The 21125-nt window shown below is 43.3% G+C and carries 20 protein-coding genes, 1 tRNA gene, 1 rRNA gene, 1 other RNA gene and 1 pseudogene; 17 read left to right on the top strand and 7 right to left on the bottom strand.

Translation table 11 applies throughout. The annotated features are described in order from the left end of the window. Nucleotides 1-154 precede the first annotated feature (154 nt). A complete protein-coding gene (locus AB5706_RS21650) occupies nt 155-817 on the bottom strand; it encodes a sensor histidine kinase (protein WP_148463561.1) in 663 nt (220 codons plus the stop codon). A 14-nt stretch (nt 818-831) separates the two neighbouring features. Continuing rightward, nucleotides 832-1536, bottom strand: a complete 705-nt coding sequence (locus AB5706_RS21645) for a LytR/AlgR family response regulator transcription factor (RefSeq protein WP_368366314.1) — start codon at nt 1534-1536, stop codon at nt 832-834. A 165-nt stretch (nt 1537-1701) separates the two neighbouring features. Here AB5706_RS21645 and AB5706_RS21640 point away from each other — a divergent pair, with 165 nt between their 5' ends. Both AB5706_RS21640 and AB5706_RS21635 read left to right on the top strand, forming a co-directional pair. Then, a complete protein-coding gene (locus AB5706_RS21640; protein ID WP_148463559.1) occupies nt 1702-2259 on the top strand; it encodes a biotin transporter BioY in 558 nt (185 codons plus the stop codon). Continuing rightward, nucleotides 2243-2659: a DUF1284 domain-containing protein gene (locus AB5706_RS21635; RefSeq protein ID WP_306467730.1), complete on the top strand. Its 417-nt coding sequence runs from the start codon at nt 2243-2245 to the stop codon at nt 2657-2659. Before AB5706_RS21640 ends, AB5706_RS21635 begins: the two co-directional genes overlap by 17 nt. A 79-nt stretch (nt 2660-2738) precedes the next feature. On the opposite strand, the gene AB5706_RS21630 is transcribed toward AB5706_RS21635, so the two are convergent. Next, a complete protein-coding gene (locus AB5706_RS21630) occupies nt 2739-4550 on the bottom strand; it encodes a leucine-rich repeat protein (protein WP_347160958.1) in 1812 nt (603 codons plus the stop codon). A 236-nt stretch (nt 4551-4786) separates the two neighbouring features. Next, nucleotides 4787-4860 (bottom strand) — tRNA-Pro (locus tag AB5706_RS21625). 238 nt (nt 4861-5098) lie between these two features. Here AB5706_RS21625 and AB5706_RS21620 point away from each other — a divergent pair. From AB5706_RS21620 to AB5706_RS21610, 3 genes are all read left to right on the top strand, one after another. Continuing rightward, nucleotides 5099-6118, top strand: coding sequence for a DUF6128 domain-containing protein (locus AB5706_RS21620; protein WP_237963532.1), 1020 nt, complete (start codon nt 5099-5101; stop codon nt 6116-6118). Nucleotides 6119-6245: 127 nt separating this feature from the next. After that, entirely contained in the window at nt 6246-6755 is a 510-nt protein-coding gene (tadA, locus tag AB5706_RS21615) for a tRNA adenosine(34) deaminase TadA (protein ID WP_118577972.1), read from the top strand. A 134-nt stretch (nt 6756-6889) separates the two neighbouring features. Then, complete coding sequence (locus tag AB5706_RS21610; protein ID WP_118577971.1) at nt 6890-7327, top strand: GatB/YqeY domain-containing protein; 438 nt, start codon at nt 6890-6892, stop codon at nt 7325-7327. Nucleotides 7328-7450: 123 nt separating this feature from the next. Here AB5706_RS21610 and AB5706_RS21605 read toward each other — a convergent pair. Then, a pseudogene (locus tag AB5706_RS21605) lies at nt 7451-7525 on the bottom strand (DUF6783 domain-containing protein); the annotation flags it as partial. A 42-nt stretch (nt 7526-7567) separates the two neighbouring features. After that, an RNA gene (gene ffs, locus AB5706_RS21600) (signal recognition particle sRNA large type) lies at nt 7568-7829 on the bottom strand. Nucleotides 7830-8312: 483 nt separating this feature from the next. Here ffs and AB5706_RS21595 point away from each other — a divergent pair. The 8 genes from AB5706_RS21595 to AB5706_RS21560 all read left to right on the top strand — a co-directional run bounded on the left by AB5706_RS21595 (nt 8313) and on the right by AB5706_RS21560 (nt 16140). Then, nucleotides 8313-9392 carry a 6-phosphofructokinase gene (locus tag AB5706_RS21595; RefSeq protein WP_347160960.1) on the top strand — a complete coding sequence of 360 codons (1080 nt, stop codon included), beginning with the start codon at nt 8313-8315 and terminating at the stop codon, nt 9390-9392. Nucleotides 9393-9422: 30 nt separating this feature from the next. After that, nucleotides 9423-11048: a DNA polymerase III subunit gamma/tau gene (dnaX, locus tag AB5706_RS21590; RefSeq protein ID WP_173736550.1), complete on the top strand. Its 1626-nt coding sequence runs from the start codon at nt 9423-9425 to the stop codon at nt 11046-11048. 204 nt (nt 11049-11252) lie between these two features. Next, nucleotides 11253-11609 carry a YbaB/EbfC family nucleoid-associated protein gene (locus tag AB5706_RS21585; RefSeq protein ID WP_021924790.1) on the top strand — a complete coding sequence of 119 codons (357 nt, stop codon included), beginning with the start codon at nt 11253-11255 and terminating at the stop codon, nt 11607-11609. After that, complete coding sequence (gene recR / locus AB5706_RS21580; RefSeq protein WP_118577969.1) at nt 11609-12205, top strand: recombination mediator RecR; 597 nt, start codon at nt 11609-11611, stop codon at nt 12203-12205. Before AB5706_RS21585 ends, recR begins: the two co-directional genes overlap by 1 nt. A 20-nt stretch (nt 12206-12225) precedes the next feature. Next, the gene (locus tag AB5706_RS21575; RefSeq protein WP_226836647.1) at nt 12226-13359 is read left to right on the top strand and encodes a LacI family DNA-binding transcriptional regulator; all 1134 of its coding nucleotides are present in this window, start codon (nt 12226-12228) and stop codon (nt 13357-13359) included. 273 nt (nt 13360-13632) lie between these two features. Then, nucleotides 13633-14286: a fructose-6-phosphate aldolase gene (gene fsa, locus AB5706_RS21570; protein WP_021924793.1), complete on the top strand. Its 654-nt coding sequence runs from the start codon at nt 13633-13635 to the stop codon at nt 14284-14286. An 88-nt stretch (nt 14287-14374) separates the two neighbouring features. Next, nucleotides 14375-15214, top strand: coding sequence for a transketolase (locus tag AB5706_RS21565; RefSeq protein WP_118577967.1), 840 nt, complete (start codon nt 14375-14377; stop codon nt 15212-15214). Continuing rightward, nucleotides 15202-16140, top strand: coding sequence for a transketolase family protein (locus AB5706_RS21560; RefSeq protein WP_173772814.1), 939 nt, complete (start codon nt 15202-15204; stop codon nt 16138-16140). Before AB5706_RS21565 ends, AB5706_RS21560 begins: the two co-directional genes overlap by 13 nt. A 141-nt stretch (nt 16141-16281) precedes the next feature. Here the strand turns inward: AB5706_RS21560 and yyaC are convergent, their stop codons facing one another. Further along, nucleotides 16282-16812, bottom strand: a complete 531-nt coding sequence (gene yyaC, locus AB5706_RS21555) for a spore protease YyaC (RefSeq protein ID WP_148463555.1) — start codon at nt 16810-16812, stop codon at nt 16282-16284. A gap of 338 nt (nt 16813-17150) precedes the next feature. On the opposite strand from yyaC, the gene AB5706_RS21550 reads away from it, so the two are divergent. The 4 genes from AB5706_RS21550 to AB5706_RS21535 all read left to right on the top strand — a co-directional run. Then, the gene (locus AB5706_RS21550; protein WP_226836649.1) at nt 17151-18536 is read left to right on the top strand and encodes a LysM peptidoglycan-binding domain-containing protein; all 1386 of its coding nucleotides are present in this window, start codon (nt 17151-17153) and stop codon (nt 18534-18536) included. A gap of 50 nt (nt 18537-18586) precedes the next feature. Then, the gene (locus AB5706_RS21545; protein ID WP_226836651.1) at nt 18587-19831 is read left to right on the top strand and encodes a DUF5711 family protein; all 1245 of its coding nucleotides are present in this window, start codon (nt 18587-18589) and stop codon (nt 19829-19831) included. Nucleotides 19832-19841: 10 nt separating this feature from the next. Further along, nucleotides 19842-20555, top strand: coding sequence for a CvpA family protein (locus AB5706_RS21540; RefSeq protein ID WP_179988326.1), 714 nt, complete (start codon nt 19842-19844; stop codon nt 20553-20555). Nucleotides 20556-20911: 356 nt separating this feature from the next. Then, nucleotides 20912-21125: ribosomal RNA gene (locus tag AB5706_RS21535) — 16S ribosomal RNA — on the top strand; the annotation flags it as partial.

Here is a 21125-nt window from a genome sequence, read left to right as displayed (position 1 = left end):
GGGTCAAGAGGTCAAAAATCCTCTTGCAAGCGAGCTTGCATCGGCTTTTTGACCTTTTGACTCTGGTATCATTAAAAAGATTCTTAATATGATTTTACCAGAAAAAATATCCCCGGATTAAACCGGGGATGAATTGCATGTTTCGGGGGATGAATTATAACTGGGGCAGTAAAATCTCAGTGGTAAAGGCGCCCTCTTCACTGTTTCGGCTGATATATCCATCAGATCGCTTTACTATATCATCAATACGGATCAGCCCCAGACCATGACCATCACCTTTTGTACTTTTAAAAAGATTTCCCTGTTTTTTCAACTTCTTTCCCGCTGTAAAGTTAGTGAAAGAAATGTATAACTGCGTGTTTTTCATGTCCATATAAATGCGGATCAGTCGTTTTTCTTTGGGAAGCTGCAGGCTGGCTTCTATGGCATTGTCGAATAAATTTCCAATAATACAGCAAAGATCAATTTCAGAGGAATTCAGCTTAACAGGAATGTCAGCATCTGCAATTACCTGAATATCTTTGGACCGTGCCAGTGATATTTTAGAATTTAAAATAGCATCTGTCATGGCATTTCCGGTTTTTATCACAGTATCTACTGTGGTAAGATCCTTGTCAAGAAGATCGAGATAATGTCTGATTGCGTCCCAGTTTTCTGTGGCTGCATAAGCCTTCATTGTTTGGATATGATTGCGATAATCATGGCGCCAGCCTCGCATCTGGCGGTACATATTATCAACCTCCTGATAGTGAGTTTCAATCAGTTCCTTCTGATATGCAGCCATTTTTTTAGCTGCTTTTTTCGAAAATAAATGCATTTCAATCTCCCAAATCAGTCCATATTAATGATTGCCCGGTTAACCTTCTCATAAGCGCCGCGTGGAAGGGGGATTATACTTCCATCCTGCAAATAAATCTCTTTTTTTGTGACTCGGCTGATTTTTTTCAGATTTACCAAAGCAGAACGTCCCGCTCTGAAAAAATGAAAATCCAGCTTTTTTTCCAACTCGCTTAAGGTCATTTTTAGGGTGATAGTCTGTTGACTGTGAATCGTAATATAATTGCTGTTTACCTCTGCATAATTGATCTGACAGATGGGCAGACGAATCATCTCACCCTGACTGATTATGTTGAGAACCTTTTCGTTTTTGATAAGCTTCGTGACTGCACGGTCAAGAACTGTAAAGAACTTCTCTTCTTGTATGGGCTTCATCAGATAGTGAAGGGCATCTACTTCATATCCGTCAGAAATATAGTCTGCGTATCCGGTGATGAATATAATTTGTACGGTATGATTATCTTGCCGCAGCTTCCTTGCCATGGTAACACCATCCATAGCACCCATTTCTATATCAAGGAGAAGGATGTCAAAATCTTTTTTCTCGGCATAATTAAACAAAAAATTTTCGGCTGATGTAAATTCTGAAATCTGTATACGATAACAGTTATGCCTGCTCCATCTTTCACACAGAGAAGAAAGATATTTTCTGTCTGCGGCAAAGTCATCACAAATTGCAATTTTATATGTTTGACACAAATTTTTTATCCTCCACTTTACAGCAGTATAGCACGTATGCAGGAAACATGTCCAGATTCTTCATAAAGAGAATTGTAAACCAAAAACAAATAACAGGTTGACAATCTGCGCTAAACTGTGTTAGATTGTATCTGACAAAAATAATATCTACTCGAGGAGGAGAATATGAGTACCGTAACCGCAACAAAGACAAAAACATACGACCTGGCATACATAGCTATTTTCGCCGTACTGATCGCAATCTGTTCCTGGATTTCCATTCCAATGACAGTGCCGTTTACATTACAGACATTTGGTGTATTTATGGCTGTTGGTGTGCTTGGCGGAAAGAGAGGCAGCCTGGCTGTACTGGTTTACATTTTACTTGGAGCTATTGGTGTTCCTGTATTTGCAGGATTTTCAGGAGGACTTGGTATTCTTCTTAACAATACCGGCGGTTACATCATCGGATTTCTTTTCTCCGCCCTGGTAATGTGGGCTATGGAATCTCTCTGGGGCAAAAAGCCTGTTATTCAGATTCTTTCCATGGTAGTCGGACTGATTGTCTGCTACGCAATGGGAACTATCTGGTTCATGGTTGTATATACAAGAACCTCCGGAGCTGTCGGACTTGGAACCGTACTGGGCTGGTGCGTAATTCCATTTATCATTCCTGACCTTGTAAAGATCGCTCTGGCATTTGTTTTGTCCAGAAGGGTACGTAAGCTTGTACCAATGCAGTAAAAAAGAACGTCAGACATATCCCATTCGCCCTCACCACGGGATGTGCCTGGCGTTTTTTATCGGAAATGGCTACAGCACTGGATTTACAGCCCATATGCAGGAAATGCTGGAGCTTTTTACAAAAGGGGCAGATGTTTGTCTCACAGTAAAAACTGACGAAATCTGCTCAGCCTGTCCAAACAATAGCCAGGGAATCTGCGAGGCAGCCGAGAAGGTGAAAAGATATGACAATGCAGTGCTGGCAGAATGCGGCTTAAAAGAAGGTCAGAAACTTGCATTCCCGGAATTTACCGAAGCAGTACAGAAAAAAATCATTGAAACGGGAAAAAGAACGAAAATCTGCGGCGATTGCCAGTGGAACCGGATCTGCCAGGAACAGCCGAGTCGGTGGAGTAAATAAAGCAGCTCTCGCGGAAAAATACAGAGAACCGGATATCCAGCACTTTGCGGAATCCGGTTCTTTGTGTTTTAAAGATTATTTATTTGACTTTAGCTTTTTTATTAAGTCCCCGTTTCTTAAGGATCTGGTTATAAAGAGCTTTCTGCTTTTTCGGAACTTTTACAGTAGCTTTTGGACTTGTATTTTTGAATGCGTTTTTGCCAATGTTCTTTAATGTAAGCCGGCTGGATTTGATGGTAATGGAAGTAAGTTTTTTGCAGCCGTAGAATGCATTTTTACCTATTCTTACAATATTCTGACCAATTACCACTTTTTTCAGCTTACGGTTATTTTTGAAAGCATTGGTGGAAATTTCAGTTACTTTGTAGGTGGCACCTTTTATTTTTATTGTAGTTGGAATGATGACACTGGTTTTTACTTTATTTCCAATAAAGGCAACTGTCTGGCTGGAAGAACGGCTGCTTGTAACTTTGTATATGTTTCCAGTTTTTTTATCTGTAATTTTTGTTCCAACTGAAACGGATGGAGTCGGTGTTACAGTTGGGGCAGAAGTGATTGCCGGTGTTGGTGTGGCTGTTGGAACCGGAGTCACGGTTGGCATTGGAAGCTTGGCAATTGTCTCAGTTCTCGTTACACCACAAATAGTACAGGTGTATGTTTTTACGCCTTCTTCTGCAATTGTTGCAGGTTTGGTGATTACACCGTTATTCCAGGTGTGCTTGCCGGAAGCAGGAATTTCAGTTACATCTTTTTTGCTGTCACAGCGTGTGCAGTGATGGCTCTTGCTGCCGACTGTTTCGCAGGCAGCAGCGGTATCGATAGTCCAGTCGGAACTGTAATCGTGACCTAATGCAGCAATTTCTTCTGTTTTAGTCTCGCTGCAGATGGTGCAGGTGTATTGTTTTACGCCAGTTTTAGTGCAGGTGGGGGGTGTGGTTATTTTTCCATCGTCCCAGTGATTTTCACAATTATGTACTTTGACAGCAGCTGTCTGGTGCGCGGTCAGACCGTAAAGAGAAGCACTAATTGTAGTATCGCCTTCAGAAATTCCAGTTATGGAACCCGAAAGGGTAGCGACTGTCGAATCAGCAATTGTTAGATCTGGGGTATCAGTCACAAAAACAAATCTGGAACCCCAGTGTCCGAAAACGGAAATCGCTGGATCTGATACGGAAATGGAAGTGCTTTCACCTGTTTTTAAAGAATACTCATCTTTGTCAAAAGTAATATTAAAATTAGAAATTTTTGATGTTGCAACTGGAATTGTAAGGGTAGTTTCTGTGTTGTCTGCACTTACAGGGGTGGTATTAACTTTATCTCTGTATGCAAAATTTTCCACCCAATAGTGAAAGCCATTGTAGTATACATGACCGATTCCGACACAGTTGAATTTAGAATTAAGCATATTTCGTCTGTGTCCCTGACCGGCGTAAAGCTCGTTATCTTCCCTCCAGCCGTCGTTGACACTGTCAGCAGTTCCATATCCCGCAGCTATATTTTCGCCTGCATAAGTATAATATACTGAATTTTCATAAAATGCGGAGAAGGTGTCTTTGTTATTTGGACGTGTATGGGAATAAATAATTGCAATTTCAGCGGCCCTTTGCATAGCTGTTTTTTCCAGATCGTAATCATACTGCAATGGCTGCAGATTTGTGCAATATGTTTTGGTTGTATCGTCTTGCTTCCAATACCATGCGTCTGTGCTGCTTGTACGCATTTCATTGATCATATTCAGAATTGTTCGTGCTTCTGTCTGTCCATATTGTACAGAAATGCTTACTGGCGTTGTGGCAGTTTCCGCCTTTACTTTAAAAGGAACCGCCAGAAACAGAAGCATGGCAAAACAAAACCATAAATGATACAAATTTCTTTTTCTTTTTCTTTTCATGTTCATCCTCCTGGTGCTTTTATGGTATTTTGCTTTTGTGTTAGAGCTTGTTTCAACAAACTCTGGGAGAGGAAAATCCTCTCTGCCCGATAAAGATATTTTAGCACAAAAAATAAATATTTCTATACCTAAATAGTTAAAATAGAATATAGCTTTCGAAAAAAGAAGAAAATTTAAACATAAAAAAACACCGAAACCCTTGATTTCTCAAGAATTTCGGCGCCCCTGCCAAGTAGTCGAAGTGACGGGATTCGAACCCACGACCTCTGCGTCCCGAACGCAGCGCTCTACCAAACTGAGCCACACTTCGTCAACTGCAAGTGATATTATACATAGAATATACTGGCTTGTCAACAGAAAAATTGAAAAAATTCAAAAAATTTCAAAAAGAATTGAAATTAACCAGGTCTTATTTGGGGAGAGGCAATTAAATTAATTCATTTGAACAGATGTTCCAAGTGAAACAGAATGCGTTTTTATGAATGAAAATTCTGTTTTTTCATATACATTAATGAGTGAGATGCATAAAAAGGGGAGGGCGTCAGTTGGTGGGATATCGGCGTTTTATCGCATATGTATATGAATACCGAAAAGGGAAAAAGGAAGATAATTGTGGCTTTATGAAGGTGGAAGTGAGAAATCACATGTGTACAATTGAACCACATCTTCAGGTAGGAAACCTGGCAGCAGGAGAAGTGTGCAAAGTATATGGATTTGTGCGAAAAGAGGGACTGATGAATGGAATTTTGCTGGGCAGCTGCAAAACGGAGGCAAATAGAATCGAATGTCTGGTGGAAACAGACGGAACGGATATGGGGGGCTCGGGAATTCCTCTGGAAAAAATGGGAGGTATGATTTTGCTTACAGAATCGGGAGACTTTTTTGGAACAGAGTGGGATGACCAGACAATCCGCCCGGAGAATTTTAAGGAAAGTATAATAAAGAAAGAAGAAACTGGTACCGTATGTGAAATAATAAAAGAGAAAGCAGAAGAAAAGCTGGAGAATGAAAGCAAGCCGGAAACAGATTCCACACCTGATTTAGATGACAGGCATGAAGTGGAGGATGTGGTGGAACAAATGCAGGATGATCTGCTAGAAGCAGAAGAAATGATAAGTGATGAACCACAAGCAAAAGATGAGCCAACCGTGGGGGAAATATGGGAAGCAGAGCAAAAAATTACCTGTAGAGTAAATACAAAACAAGAGGAAAAGGAGAAAACCATAGCACTCCCATTTGGTCAGCCCTTCTGCCCGTTCCAAGACAGCGATCTGAACCAGTGCTGGAAAATTACACCCCAGGATCTGGTCCATTTTCCAAGAAGACAATGCGCCCTTCGCAACAACCGTTTTTTGCAATACGGATACTACAATTTCGGACATCTCCTTCTGTGCCACAGATCAAATGGCCGGTACATACTTGGTGTACCCGGAAGCTACGACCAGCAGGAACAGTTTATGGCAGGCATGTTCGGCTTTTCCTGCTTCAAAGAAAGCAACTGTATCAAGGTGAAAAAAGGCAGGGGAGGGTACTGGTACCGTGCGATTGATCCACCTGCCGGTTGTTAAAATTGACATCCCTGTGCGAACTGCCTATAATAAAGCTATTGCCGCTGCGGCGCCTGAAATGAAAATGACAGCGCAGCGGCAAAAATGCCGAGATTCACCATAAAGTAGTAGAAAGTAAAGGTAAAAAATGCTTACAGATCAGGAACGTTATATGAAAGAGGCTATTCGCCAGGCAAAGAAAGCCCGGGCATTGGAAGAGGTGCCAATTGGCTGTGTGATCGTTTGCAACGGGCAGATCATTGCAAGAGGCTATAATCGGAGAAACACGGACAAGAATACCCTTTCTCACGCAGAATTGAACGCGATTAAAAAGGCAAGCAAAAAATTAGGAGACTGGAGACTGGAAGGCTGCACGATGTATGTAACCTTAGAGCCTTGCCAGATGTGCGCCGGAGCGCTTATGCAGTCCAGAATTGACCGTGTGGTTATCGGCAGCATGAATCCAAAAGCAGGATGTGCCGGTTCTGTGCTGAATCTTTTGGAAATGGATGGCTTTAACCACAAGGTAGAAGTAATCCGCGGTGTCCTTCAGGAAGAGTGTTCCATCATGCTTTCCGATTTTTTTCGCGAGCTTCGGGAAAAGAAGAAAATGCTGAAAAAATCTTTGGCAGAGCAGGTTGGAAAATCAGAAAATTAGTGGTATGATAAAAAACAAAGCAAAAAATACATCAAGTCGTCTGAAATGCCACAGGATGAAAGAATTATGATTTGATGGAACGTTGTGGAACATTATGTAAACAACCACATAGAAAATGACAGGAGGAAAATACAATGGAACTTGAAGCATTGAGAAAAGACATGGTAGCTGCCATGAAAGCAAAGGATAAAGTAACAAAGGATGCAGTCTCTTCCCTGATTTCCGCAGTGAAGAAGGTGGCAATCGACGAAGGCTGCCGTGACGATATCAGTGGCGAACTGGTTGACCGTGTTATCCTGAAAGAGCTGAAATCTGTGAAAGAGCAGATCGACACCTGTCCGGAATCCAGACAGGATCTGAAAGATGAATATCAGGCAAGATATGATGTGATTGCGAAATACGCTCCAAAGCTGATGGACGCTTCGGAGATCAAGGCTTACCTTACAGAGAAACATGCAGACCTGATCGCTTCTGGAAACAAAGGACAGATCATGAAGACTATTATGCCAGAGCTGAAGGGCAAGGCTGACGGCAAGGTGATCAATCAGGTCGTAGCGGAGCTGTGCAAATGATTTTTCACAGCTTGCATTCAAAATAGAATAGCAAACTAAAAATAGGACACATATTGTAAAAATGGCGTGAACAATACATTCACAGCCCTGATACAATATGTGTCTTTTTGTTTGCCTGGGGCGTACCGCGCCAGAGCCTGTTTGAAAAAGCATTCCCGTAATTTGCCCGCCCCATTTTGCAGAAATCTTTTTTAACACAAAAAAAGAACGTCCTCACAGACGTTCCACAATCCTCTTCTTTCGCGCGCCGCACCTCGGAATGGTCTCACAGACGTTACCTCTACAGTTAACTCAGCCCAGGCACCCTCACGGCACACAGGAGATTCTACTTAGTGCTGCTACATTCCTGTCCTGACACGGTTCATAGAGTCCTGTTGCGTAAGACCCAAACGTCAACGCCACTTATAAAGGGCAGCTCCACAAGATACAAGCCTCAGATTGGCATCACCCCTGCTGTAGCGGATTGCAGGTACAGGGCACCGCTATCTCCCCGGCTGCGCGGAATTTAATTATAAAGGAAGACTGTGGATTTGTCAAGCCACTGCTGCAAAACAGCAAAAAAATTTAATGTATTGTCAAGCCGGCGTTACTGTTCACTGGTAACATTCCGCGAGGTGTTTTTTGTGAACAAAGTTCACAGAAAACCCGAGAATTGCGGCGCGAAATCATGCGAATGCATGATTTCTGTGCATCGCGAAGCGCGTTACTGGTCACGGAGTGAACAGTAACAAGCCGGCTCCAGAAATATCTGGTTGCAAATTACTTGTTGTGTCAGAACGGGAAATATTATATAATATAAACAAACTTGCCCCGCGATTTTTACGCTGCCCAGACGTAACAGAACAGCGGTCACTGCTCACTTTGTGATCAGTAACGAACAGAGCTCGCGGATCAAATTTCAAAATGTAGTTTTTACTGGAGCGCGCAGCTTGCTGGAATGATTTTTGAAACACGCTCTAGAGACACAGAAATGGAGGGTACTATGATTAAAAGAATCGGCTTATTAACAAGCGGCGGTGACTGCCAGGCACTGAATGCCACCATGCGGGGAGTTGTAAAAGGGCTTACAAACAGCATTGATGACCTGGAAGTTTACGGATTTGATGATGGATATAAGGGACTGATCTACGGCAAATACCGTATGCTTACATCCAGGGATTTTTCCGGAATCCTTACACAGGGCGGAACTATTCTTGGAACATCCAGACAGCCGTTTAAGCTTATGCGCGTACCGGATGCCAATGGACTGGACAAGGTAGAGGCTATGAAGCAGACTTATTACAAGCTTTGTCTTGACTGTCTTGTAATCCTCGGAGGAAACGGAACCCAGAAAACAGCCAACCTCTTAAGAGAAGAAGGTCTGAATATCATCCATCTGCCTAAGACCATCGACAATGATATCTGGGGTACAGATATGACATTCGGGTTCCAGAGTGCAGTAAATATTGCAACAAACGCTATCGACTGCATTCATACAACAGCAGCATCCCATGGCCGTGTATTTATCGTAGAAGTTATGGGACACAAGGTAGGAAGCCTTACTCTGCACGCAGGAATTGCCGGCGGAGCAGATATTATCCTGATTCCGGAAATCCCATACGACATTGAGAAAGTAGTTGCAGCTATCCAGAAGAGATCTAAAGCTGGCAAGCGTTTCACCATTCTTGCAGTGGCAGAAGGCGCCATTTCCAAAGAGGATGCCCTTCTTTCCAAGAAAGATTACAAGAAAAAGCTGGAAGACCGCGCGAAGAAGTATCCTTCCGTATCCTATGAAATTGCAGACAAGATTACCCAGAAGCTTGGTTCTGAGGTACGCATTACAGTTCCGGGACATACACAGCGAGGTGGGGCACCATGTGCATATGATCGTGTGCTTTCCACAAGAATCGGAGCAGGAGCAGCAGAGGCTATTCTGGACGGAGAATATGGCATCATGATCGGTATTGTAAATGGCAAAATCAAGAGAGTACCTCTTGAAGAATGTGCCGGCAAGCTGAAAATGGTTTCTCCGAAAGACCAGACCGTTAAGGCTGCAAAGCAGATCGGAATCAGCTTCGGCGATTGATTCCCTGCTGTTAGAAAGGAGTTTCCATAAATGAGCTATACTGCTCTATACCGGAAGTTCAGACCGGATAATTTTGACGATGTCAAGGGACAGGATCACATTGTAACTACCCTGACCAATCAGATCAAGCATAACCGTATTGGTCACGCGTATCTGTTTTGCGGCACCCGAGGAACCGGTAAGACTACCGTTGCAAAAATACTGGCAAAAGCAGTAAACTGCCAGCATCCGGTAAATGGAAGTCCCTGTGGTGAATGTGACATGTGTAAGGCGATACAGGCTGGCACCTCCATGAACGTGATCGAGATCGATGCAGCGTCCAATAACGGCGTTGACAATATCCGTGAGATCCGTGAGGAGGTGGCCTATCGTCCTACTGAGGGAAACTATAAGGTATACATTATCGACGAGGTTCACATGCTTTCGACAGGAGCGTTTAATGCTCTTCTGAAAACACTGGAGGAACCTCCGTCTTATGTTATCTTCATTCTTGCCACCACAGAGGCCTACAAGATACCGATCACTATTTTGTCCAGATGTCAGCGATACGATTTTCACCGCATCACTATTGATACCATTGCGGCAAGGCTGGATGAACTTCTGAAAATCGAAGGCGTAGAGGCAGAAGAAAAAGCCGTCCGTTATGTGGCAAAAGCCGGAGACGGTTCCATGCGAGATGCACTAAGCCTTCTGGATCAGTGCATTGCCTTTTATCTGGGGCAGACACTGACTTATGACAAAGTCCTGGAGGTTCTGGGAGCTGTGGATACGGAAGTGTTCAGCAAGCTTTTGCGAAAAGTGCTCCAGGGAGATGTGACAGGTGCGATACGCACTCTTGAGGATTTGATCATAGGCGGAAGAGAGCTTGGACAGTTTGTGGGAGATTTTACCTGGTACATGCGTAATCTCCTTCTGGTAAAAACCTCCGAGAATCCGGAGGAAGCCATTGATGTATCATCTGAGAATCTGAAACTTCTAAGAGAAGAAAGTGAGATGGTGGATGTAGAGACGCTGATGCGCTACATCCGTATTTTTTCTGACCTGTCCAGTCAGATACGCTATTCCACCCAGAAGCGTGTTTTGGTGGAGATTGCCCTGATCAAACTGTGCCGTCCGGCGATGGAGACCAATCTGGATTCTGTCCTGGATCGTCTTCGTGTTCTGGAACAGCGCATGGACGAGCGGCCTGTTCAACAGGTATTTGTTCAGCCGGGAGCCACTGGCAACGCCGGAAGTACAGGAATCGGATCGTATGGCAGTGCAGAAGCCATGGCAGCAGCACCTGAGAAGGCAGCACCCGAGGATCTGCAGAAGATTGTAGCCAGCTGGAAGGTGATCGTAGGTCAGACCAGCGGTATTTTCAAACAGATGCTCCAGAAGTCTATTCCCAAATACAATGGCCAGACCGGTGAACCGGTTCTCTACATTGAATTCCAGGATTTCCTTGGAAAAACCTATGTAGATAATCCGGAAGCAGAGGAAGAACTGAAGAATATCATCCTGGCCCAGACTGGCAAGAGTGTAGAACTTAAGATGGTGGTGGCAAAAGAACACAACCATACCAATCTTGCCAAGGTTACTGTAGATCAGGCTCTCCGGGAGAATATCCATATGGATGTTGTTGTGGAGGAAGATCCTGACGATGCAGAAGAATAAGAGTGTTGCTGTTTGATTTTTGTGCAGCAACATAAGAGTTGCCGTGAAAGCGACGAACGAGAAGTAAATTAATAATATTTGCAGAAAATGTGAATATTGTTATGAAAAATGATTTTTGCTGCCGCAAATGTTATAGAGCCTGTTTGAAAAATCAGAAATGCGGAATCCAGCATGAAATCAGAACAGTTAAAGGAGGACTTTGTAATGGCAAAGCGTGGAGGATTTCCAGGCATGGGTATGCCAGGAAACATGAATAACCTTATGAAGCAGGCGCAGAAAATGCAGCGCCAGATGGAAGAGAACCAGAAAGCTCTCGAGGAGAAAGAGTTTACTGCAGCAGCCGGCGGCGGAGCTGTAGAAGTAACTATCTCAGGTAAGAGAGAAGTGACCAAGGTGAAGCTTGCAGAGGAAGTTGTAGATCCGGATGACATCGAGATGCTTGAAGATCTTATTGTTGCAGCAACTAATGAAGCACTTCGCAAGGTTGAGCAGGAGAACCAGGCTGTAATGTCCAAACTTACAGGAGGTCTGGGAGGACTTGGCGGGGGTCTTCCATTCTGATGGAATACTACAGCAGTCATATCAATAAACTGATTGAGCAGTTTTCCCATCTTCCGGGAATCGGGGCAAAGTCTGCCCAGCGCCTGGCTTTTCATATTATGAATATGCCAAAGGAACAGGTGCAGCAGCTTACCAATGCCATCACCGATGCCCGGATGAACGTACAGTACTGTAAGTGCTGCTACACCCTTACGGATAAAGAAATGTGCCCAATCTGCAGCAATCCCAAAAGAGATCACAGTACGATTATGGTAGTGGAGAACACCAGGGATCTTGCTGCTTATGAAAAAACCGGTAAATTTGATGGAGTTTATCATGTACTTCACGGCGCAATATCCCCTATGCTGGGAATTGGTCCGGATGATATCAAGCTGAAAGAGCTGATCATGCGACTTCAGGGAGATGTAAAAGAAGTGATCATTGCCACCAACTCCAGTCTGGAGGGAGAGACTACAGCAATGTATATCAGTAAGCTGATCAAGCCCACCGGGATCAAGGTCAGCCGTATTGCCAGTGGTGTGCCAGTAGGCGGTGACCTGGAATACATTGATGAGGTTACCCTGCTTCGGGCACTGGAGGGCAGGGTAGAACTGTAAGATGGCAGGAGGTGATTTTTGTGGCACGCAAAAAAGTGACTTCATCAGATGTGGCAGAGAAAGCGGGAGTTTCCCAGGCAACGGTTTCCATGGTTCTGAACCATAAGTACAATGTTTCTTTTTCCCGAGAAACAGTGGAAAAAGTGGAAAGCGCGGCCAGAGAACTGGGCTATCAGCTTCCGGGCCACAAAAATAAAAAAGAGAACAAAAAGGAAAAAATGATTGTTGTCTTTTGCCCAACTATTACCAGCCCTTACTATGTGATGCTCCTTCAGGGAATCGAGGCGGTAGCCAACGAGCGTGGCTACGGAGTTTTCATCTGCAATACCCAGCGTGATGCCAGGCTGGAAGAGAAGTATCTGCGCATGATACGCGCCATGGCACCCCAGGGGATCATTTATGCCTGCAATCCCCACCCGGACTATATCAGCCAGGTAGAAGAGATGGCAAGAAGCATTCCGCTGGTCATCATTAGCAACAAAGAAAAAATCAGTACAGTAGATGCTATTAATCAGGACAACACAGAAGTGGGACGACTTATGGCGAGGCATCTGCTGGATCTGGGACATCGGGATGTGGCCTTTATTACGCCGCCGCTTACCAGAAGACAGTGGCAGCGTTCCAGACGAGTGGATGGTTTTGTCCGTGAGTTTGAGAAGGCTGGGCTTTCCGGACATGTGATCATCCGGGCTGCTGACGAATCCGTTGACCGTCGCAATCCTAAGACGGATTCCGAGTATTCTATGGGCTATGCCCTGACCAGGTCTCTTCTGGAGGATGGCAGCAGATTTACTGCCATTGCCGGACAGAATGACATGATGGCCATTGGTGCTGTGGATGCTCTTCAGGATGCCCGTCTGAGAGTGCCGAAGGATGTATCTGTGATCGGCTGCGACAATATTTTTTATTCCGGAATTCGCAGAGTGTCACTGACTACCATTGATCACTTCGTTGATCTGAAGGGCAGGGATGCCTGTGACATTATCATCCGGAAAATCGATACAGGCATCCGTTTCGGGGAAGGCATCCGTCCCACAAGTGTATATAATATTGAGTATAATCCCAAGATTATTGTGCGAAAAACCACCGGTTATGCACGTATGGATAAACCGGATCCCATAAACGAAAAATCCGAAGAAAATAAGTTTAAATAAATAATTTACTGGAAATTATTAGTAATAATTTAAAAAAAACATCTGGTAAAATTGCTGGAAAAACTGATTGATACAGTAGAAAATTGATTGATACCATACTAACAAACTATAGAATGATTAATAATAGATGAAATTATTAATTGAAATTTTATTAATAATTTGCTCTCTGCCTTGACCTGTAAATGAAGTCTGCTATAATGAAAGCATATGAACAGTGCAAGACAAAGGAAGCGCTGCAACGCTCTAGTCTAATTCATTTAGGAGGAAGAAATCATGAAATTTTTTATTGACACAGCAAAAGTAGAAGATATTAAGGCAGCTAACGATATGGGAATTATCTGTGGCGTAACTACAAATCCATCCCTGATCGCGAAAGAGGGAAGAGATTTCAATGAAGTAATCAAAGAGATCACAGAGATCGTCGATGGACCGATCAGCGGCGAGGTTAAAGCTACTACAACAGATGCAGAGGGAATGATCCGTGAGGGACGCGAGATTGCCAAAATCCATCCGAACATGGTTGTAAAAATTCCTATGACATGCGAAGGTCTGAAAGCAGTTAAAGTTCTTTCAAAAGAAGGTATCAAGACAAATGTAACTCTGATCTTCAGCGCTAACCAGGCACTTCTTGCAGCAAGAGCTGGTGCTACATATGTATCTCCATTCCTTGGAAGACTGGATGATATCTCTACAGACGGTGTTGAGCTCATTCGCCAGATCGCTGATATGTTTGCAGTTGCAGGCATCGATACCGAGATCATCGCAGCAAGTGTACGTCATCCAATGCATGTAACACAGTGCGCACTTGCAGGTGCTGATATCGCTACTGTACCATTTAAAGTACTTGAGCAGATGACTCATCATCCGCTGACAGACGCTGGTATTGTTAAATTCCAGAATGATTACAAGGCTGTATTTGGAGAATAATTAACCGAGAAATTATTTTACGTAAGAATTCAATCCGGTTGTGATTCGCACATCATGATATCAAGGGAAATAATAAGGAGAATTGAAAATGGAGAATTTAGAGCTTCAGAAAGTTGCCAACGAAGTCCGCAAAGACATCGTAACAGCACTGCATGCTGCTAAAGCTGGTCATCCAGGCGGATCTTTATCAGCAGCAGATTTGTTTACTTATCTTTATTTTGAGGAAATGAATATTGATCCTAAGGATCCGAAGAAAGCAGATCGCGACCGTTTTGTCCTTTCCAAAGGTCATACTGCACCAGGTCTGTATTCTGTACTGGCTGAGAGAGGTTATTTCCCGAAAGAGGATCTGGTGACACTTCGTCATCTCGGATCTTACCTTCAGGGACATCCGGATATGAAGCATATTCCAGGCGTCGACATGTCCAGCGGTTCTCTTGGACAGGGAATCTCTGCAGCAGTTGGAATGGCACTTTCAGCAAAATTATCAAATGACAGCTATCGTGTATACACACTTCTTGGAGACGGCGAGATTCAGGAGGGTCAGGTATGGGAAGCTGCAATGTTTGCAGGAGCAAGAAAACTGGACAATCTTGTAGTGATCGTTGATAACAATGGTCTTCAGATCGATGGTAAAGTTGAGGACGTATGCTCCCCATACCCGATCGATAAGAAATTCGAAGCATTCAATTTCCATGTAATAAATGTAGCTGATGGAAATGACATGGCGCAGCTGCGCGCTGCTTTTGACGAGGCAAAGACTGTGAAAGGAATGCCGACTGCGATCGTTATGAAAACAGTAAAAGGCAAAGGGGTATCTTTCATGGAGAACCAGGTTGGCTGGCATGGAAAAGCTCCGAACGATGAAGAGTACGCACAGGCTATGGCAGATTTGGAAAAGGTAGGTGAAGCATTATGTCAGAAGTAAAGAAGATTGCCACCAGAGCAAGTTATGGTAACGCTCTCGTAGAACTTGGAAAAAAACATGATGATCTGGTTGTTCTGGACGCTGACCTTGCTGCAGCTACACAGACCGGAATCTTTAAGAAAGCATTCCCGGAGCGTCATATCGACTGCGGTATTGCAGAGTGCAACATGATGGGAATTGCTGCCGGAATCGCAACAACTGGAAAAGTGCCTTTCGCAAGTACTTTTGCTATGTTTGCTGCAGGACGTGCTTTTGAGCAGGTTCGCAACTCTGTTGGATATCCGAAGCTGAATGTTAAGATTGGTGCTACCCACGGCGGAATTTCCGTTGGTGAGGATGGTGCTACGCACCAGTGCTGCGAGGATTTTGCACTTATGCGCACAATTCCGGGAATGATTGTTGCATGCCCGTCTGATGATATTGAAGCAAAAGCAATGGTAGAGGCAGCTTATGAGCATGTAGGTCCTGTTTACATGAGATTTGGTCGTCTTGCTGTTCCGGTTATCAATGATAATCCGGATTATAAATTTGAACTTGGCAAAGGTATTGTTCTCCGCGAGGGAAAAGACCTTACCATTATTGCAAACGGACTTTGCGTAGCTCCGTCTCTGGAAGCAGCTGCGAAACTGGCAGAAGAAGGAATCGATGCAAAGGTTATTAACATTCATACCATCAAACCTCTCGATGAGGAGCTTGTTGTAGCAGCTGCCAAGGAAACAGGAAAAGTTGTTACTGTTGAAGAGCATTCTATCATCGGCGGCCTTGGTGGTGCTGTATGCGAGTGCCTTGCTGAGAAAGCGCCTGTACCGGTTAAACGTATTGGTATCAATGATGTTTACGGAGAGTCTGGCCCGGCTGTTGCTCTTCTTGAGAAATACGGTCTTGATGCAGCCGGTATCTATAAACAGATCAAAGCATTTATCTAATTGGCTGTACCTTTCCTATATGGTGCTGGCGCCGGCAGGCGTTATGTCTGTTTTTGCAGAAGACCTTTTGGAAATCCGAAAAAGTGATATGCTAAATAAGTATACGGCAAATGGAAGTGAAAGCTTCTGTTTGCCGTATTGTTATATAAAATTTCCAAGAATCCCTTGTGCAATGGTGTCAGCCAGCGTGATCACAGTGGACAGTCTTGTTGTCTGTAAAGTCAGATATTCCAGAATTCCTGCAATATTTACAATTCCAGTAATATAAATATCCCCCACAGGCGGCAGATCTTTCTGAACAGCCGCACCTGGGTAAAGAGAGCCGTTTCCGATTGTCACATAGCCCAAATGTCTTTCATCGCCTAGAGACGCGTCTATAGCAATTACAAGGGCAAACGGATGGTTCTTTGAAATAAAGTCCGTTATATCGGACAGATTGACGGCATGAACAGGCTGACTTAATGTACCGTAGACAAAAATTCCTGGAAGCTGATGCTGACTTAAACGATAGCCCACATAAGGTCCCAGACAGTCTCCGGTTACCCGGTCACTTCCAATGCACAAAAACACAATTTCAGTCCAGTCCCGTTTATGACGCTTAATACATTTTCCCAGAAGCCGTGCAATTTCTCTGGAAGAATCTGGCTTTTGGGTATTTACATAAAAAGGCATAAAAGTTCTCCTGCTTTAAAAATTTCATAAATAAGCAAACTTGCCCGATTGCTTATGGACGATAATTTGCAGCTGCAGCTGTCTGATATAATCCATCTTATCCTATATCTGGAAAAAATATGCACCTGGCTGAGTACAAAAAAACATATCGAAATCTATATGCTGCACTTTACGTGACATTCTGCCGGAATTCAATTGCAGCAGTTCGCTGTACCCTTCATCCCGACAAATATTTCCTTTGCAAAAACTGTCGCAAAATTCTGTGAAACAGGTCTTATATTCCGCTAAAATCTGCATTTCTCATGTGATATTCTCATACCCGAAGGGGTGATGTGACTATGATAGAAGTTATCTACAAAGAAGAGAAACAGGAGGCGAAAAATGGGGAAAATCTTTTTAATCTGCCGAGAAACATACGTCAGGTAGGACTGACAACCGGAAATATGCGTATTTATATTGAAGATTACGTATACACATTTCTGACAAGGCTTGCCAGGAATGCGGTCGGTTCCGGAAAAGAACAAGGCTGTGTAGCTGTTTTTACAGGCGAAACAAAATGGAACAATGGTATAACCTATCTTTTCATCCGGGGAGCTTTGATGGTGGAAGATATGGAAGCTGCATCAGATCATATTGATTTCTCTGAAAAAATATGGGCAAAAATACAGGAAGACCAGGCAAAATATTTTCCGGGACAGGAAATAACAGGCTGGTTTTTTTCGCGCCCTCAGATGTATATGGAAACAGACGAATTGCTGACCCGAATCCATCTTCGGTATTTTGGCGGTGAAAAAGTGCTTATGCTTATGGAACCTGCAGAAAAAGAAGAAGCTTTCTTCTTCTTTGAAAATGGCCTTATGGTCCGGCAGCGGGGATATTACATTTATTATGAGAAAAATCCGCTGATGCAGGAGTACATGATTGAAAAAAATAAAGATTTTGCGCCGGAATTTACAGAAAATGTGTCTGACGAGGCGGTTGTATCTTTTCGGAAAATCATCCGGAACAAGAAAACAAAGAAAGCAGAAAAGACAGAGGAAAAGCCCCAGGAGGAAATGGAGCGTACCTCTGTTTTTTCATATGCAGCAACGGCCTGTCTGGTACTTGCTGTATTAGCTGTAGGCGCGGGCTTTTACAGAAATTACGGTGGCTTGCCGGTGCAGCCTGAAGATGATTATGCAGTGACTGTTATGTCAGAAAAAACAGAGGCAGATGCATCGGAAGGGGAAAAGCAGGCCGAAAATGACACGAATCAGAGCCTGGATGTTTCGAAACAGGAGGAAAGTACGCAAGAGCAGCTGGAAAAAAATGCTTCGGTGACTCCAAAAATAACGCAGGAAGCTGCTGACACAGAAATAAGTGATGAAACCTGGAATAGCTGGCAGGACAGCGAATCTGATTTTGCAAATGAGGCGGAAGCAGCAGAACAGACAAAAGCTGAGGAGCCGGCAGAAACGGTGGATCAGACGGAAACTTTTTCCCAGGAAGCTGATGAACGGAAAATAAAGAAACAGAGCACTAACGCAGAAGAACAGACGGATTCCAGTGCACAGGCCTCATCTGACGGCATATACGAAACTTATGTGATCAAACCAGGCGATACTTTATACCAGATCAGTATTTCCCATTATGGAAATATGGATGCCATCCCGGAAATCTGCCGCCTGAATAATCTGGAAGAAAACCAGGTGATTTATCCGGGGCAAATGATTGTATTACCTTGACCGGATGTGGTATAATCGAAAAAATAGAAAATACAAGGCAAGGTTAAATTATGGCAAACACATTCAAAAATATCAAAAAGAAACTGCGGCGGAAACGACTTCTGGCCGAGAAACGCCATCTGGAAAAAGCCCAGGCCGGAGCTAGTGGAAATGAAGCTGCGAGAAGAAAAATCAAAGCTGCTTTGCGAAGAAAGAAAGCTGTGCTGAAACCGGTTGCCGTGATACTGATTGCTGTATTTGTGGTCTTAGCAGGCTTTCTTTTTCTGGAAAAAAGAACTTACCGAAACTATAAAGTACAGGTGACCAGTGAGCAGGAGGATACTGTTTCCACCCAGTACACTTATCTGTCAGGTAAGATTCTGCGCTATAGCTCCGACGAGGTATCTCTTGTAAATAACAAGTTGGAAACCGTATGGTCACAGACATATGACATGCAGAATCCTGTGGCAGATGTTTGTGGTGACTGTGCCGTGATTGCTGATAAAGATGGTACATCCATGGTTTTTCTTGACAAAAATGGAATTACCGGGACTGTATCTACTTCTTACAGTATTGTGAAGGCAAAAGTTTCCAAAACAGGAATGGCAGCAGCAATTCTGGATGGCGACGACCACACCTGGATTAATTTTTACAATTTAGATGGAAGTCTTGTGGCAGAAAATCAGACTAATATTCAGGATCCTGGATATCCTATGGATGTGGCACTGGCAGATAATGGCGTTGTGATGATGGTGGCATATCAGTTTGTGGACAGCAGCGAGACCACCAGTTACATAGCTTTTTATAATTTCGGAGAAGTTGGACAGAACGAAGATGACCGTATTGTAAGCGGGTACACGTATGATGGAGTAGTAGTTCCGCAGATTCAGTATCTTGGCAGCAATGCAGTTGCACTTCGGGATGACGGATTTACCATATATTCCGGGCGTCAGATTCCCAAAGAACTGAAAACAGTCCAGGTTGAGCAGGAGATTATCAGTACTTTTTATGATGAAGACAACATTGGCCTGGTATTTAAAAATGACAGCAAAGACAAACAGTATACCATGCAGGTATATTCTTCTGCTGGCAAGCTGAAATTTAGCAAGGATTTTAATATTCCATATACCACTATCAGAATGAGTGATGATTATATTGTTATGTACAACAGTTCCCAGCTTTGCGTGTTGAATAGCAACGGTTCCGAGAAATATTTTGGAAGTGTGGATGGAACAGTGAAAGATTTTTTCAAATTGGGGTGGAATAAGTATTTGCTTGTTATGGATACTGGTGTAAATGTGATAAAACTCAGTTAAGGAGAATGAAATGGACATAAGCTGGACTTGGCTTGGCATTGTGGTGCTTGCACTGATTATTTTTGCATGCGCTTCCGGATTTCGCAGAGGCTTTGTAAAAGAAATCGTATCTGCTTTTTTTATGATCATATCCTTTCTCCTTGTATGGGTGATTAATCCATATGTAAATACATTTGTGAGAGAGTATACACCTGTTTATAATATTGTTCAGAGTAACTGCCAGGAACTGGTCATGGAACAGACAGGCAGCCAGAAAGCTTTGGATAAAGAAGAACAGACGCAGATAATGGAAAAAATGGAACTTCCGGACATATTGAAAACTTCTCTTATGGAAAATAATACTGCAGAGACATACCGCTATCTTGCAGTCAGTACGTTTGCGGAATATATAGCAGATTCGCTGGCTGTCATGATCGTAAATGGAATATCATTTCTTTTATCCTTTATAATTTCTGCAATCGTGATCAGACTGTTGAGTTATATACTGAATGTTCTGACAAATCTTCCTGTGATAAAGGGCGTGAATAAAATTGCCGGAGGTGTAGTGGGTGGTGCGAAGTGCATAATCTTTATCTGGATCGGGTTTCTGATCCTGACGCTGCTCTGTGATACCACGATTGGAAAACAGGGAATGGCTCTTGTTGAGCAGGATACAGTACTGAATTTCCTGTATAATCAGAATATATTTGTGAAAGTGTTTATGAGTGTTTTCTACGGAAATTGAGCACAAATGTCAAATAATGTAAAAAAATCAAAAAAATTGAAAAAAGGGGTTGACGAATGGCAACTCTGATGATATACTGAATCTCGCTTCTGAGGAAGCGGGATTTCATTTTGAAAAACTTCAAAAGTTTTTTAAAAGAAATTAAAAAAAGTTGTTGACAAACGAAAATGCTTGTGGTAATATAAACAAGCTGTCGGACAGACAACGACAGATAAACAACCTTGATAACTAAACAGTGAAACACATACGATTCTCGAAAATTCTTAACGAATCATCATTCGAATGAATGAACTTTTTATAACAGTAATGACGAGAGATAACTAAGCTAGTTGGTTGTCTTGAGTACATCAAACACTTTATCAGAGAGTTTGATCCTGGCTCAGGATGAACGCTGGCGGCGTGCTTAACACATGCAAGTCGAACGGGAAACATTTTATTGAAGCTTCGGCAGATTTAGCTTGTTTCTAGTGGCGGACGGGTGAGTAACGCGTGGGTAACCTGCCTTATACTGGGGGATAACAGCCAGAAATGACTGCTAATACCGCATAAGCGCACAGAACCGCATGGTTC

The sequence above is a fragment of the Ruminococcus sp. RTP21484sp1_RTP21277st1_D2_RTP21277_210401 genome, assembly GCF_040924225.1.
Taxonomy (GTDB): domain Bacteria; phylum Bacillota; class Clostridia; order Lachnospirales; family Lachnospiraceae; genus Blautia_A; species Blautia_A faecis.
This window is presented reverse-complemented; position numbering and strand designations above follow the sequence as displayed.

Excerpts from the sequence above, each read along its gene's own strand:
- yyaC (WP_148463555.1), bottom strand. The coding sequence starts at position 16,812 with ATGCCTTTTTATGTAAATACCCAAAAGCCAGATTCTTCCAGAGAAATT.
- AB5706_RS21560 (WP_173772814.1), top strand. The coding sequence starts at position 15,202 with ATGTCAGAAGTAAAGAAGATTGCCACCAGAGCAAGTTATGGTAACGCT.
- recR (WP_118577969.1), top strand. The coding sequence starts at position 11,609 with ATGGAATACTACAGCAGTCATATCAATAAACTGATTGAGCAGTTTTCC.
- AB5706_RS21565 (WP_118577967.1), top strand. The coding sequence starts at position 14,375 with ATGGAGAATTTAGAGCTTCAGAAAGTTGCCAACGAAGTCCGCAAAGAC.
- AB5706_RS21550 (WP_226836649.1), top strand. The coding sequence starts at position 17,151 with ATGATAGAAGTTATCTACAAAGAAGAGAAACAGGAGGCGAAAAATGGG.
- AB5706_RS21650 (WP_148463561.1), bottom strand. The coding sequence starts at position 817 with ATGCATTTATTTTCGAAAAAAGCAGCTAAAAAAATGGCTGCATATCAG.
- dnaX (WP_173736550.1), top strand. The coding sequence starts at position 9,423 with ATGAGCTATACTGCTCTATACCGGAAGTTCAGACCGGATAATTTTGAC.
- AB5706_RS21585 (WP_021924790.1), top strand. The coding sequence starts at position 11,253 with ATGGCAAAGCGTGGAGGATTTCCAGGCATGGGTATGCCAGGAAACATG.
- tadA (WP_118577972.1), top strand. The coding sequence starts at position 6,246 with ATGCTTACAGATCAGGAACGTTATATGAAAGAGGCTATTCGCCAGGCA.
- AB5706_RS21545 (WP_226836651.1), top strand. The coding sequence starts at position 18,587 with ATGGCAAACACATTCAAAAATATCAAAAAGAAACTGCGGCGGAAACGA.
- AB5706_RS21540 (WP_179988326.1), top strand. The coding sequence starts at position 19,842 with ATGGACATAAGCTGGACTTGGCTTGGCATTGTGGTGCTTGCACTGATT.
- AB5706_RS21610 (WP_118577971.1), top strand. The coding sequence starts at position 6,890 with ATGGAACTTGAAGCATTGAGAAAAGACATGGTAGCTGCCATGAAAGCA.
- fsa (WP_021924793.1), top strand. The coding sequence starts at position 13,633 with ATGAAATTTTTTATTGACACAGCAAAAGTAGAAGATATTAAGGCAGCT.
- AB5706_RS21630 (WP_347160958.1), bottom strand. The coding sequence starts at position 4,550 with ATGAAAAGAAAAAGAAAAAGAAATTTGTATCATTTATGGTTTTGTTTT.
- AB5706_RS21640 (WP_148463559.1), top strand. The coding sequence starts at position 1,702 with ATGAGTACCGTAACCGCAACAAAGACAAAAACATACGACCTGGCATAC.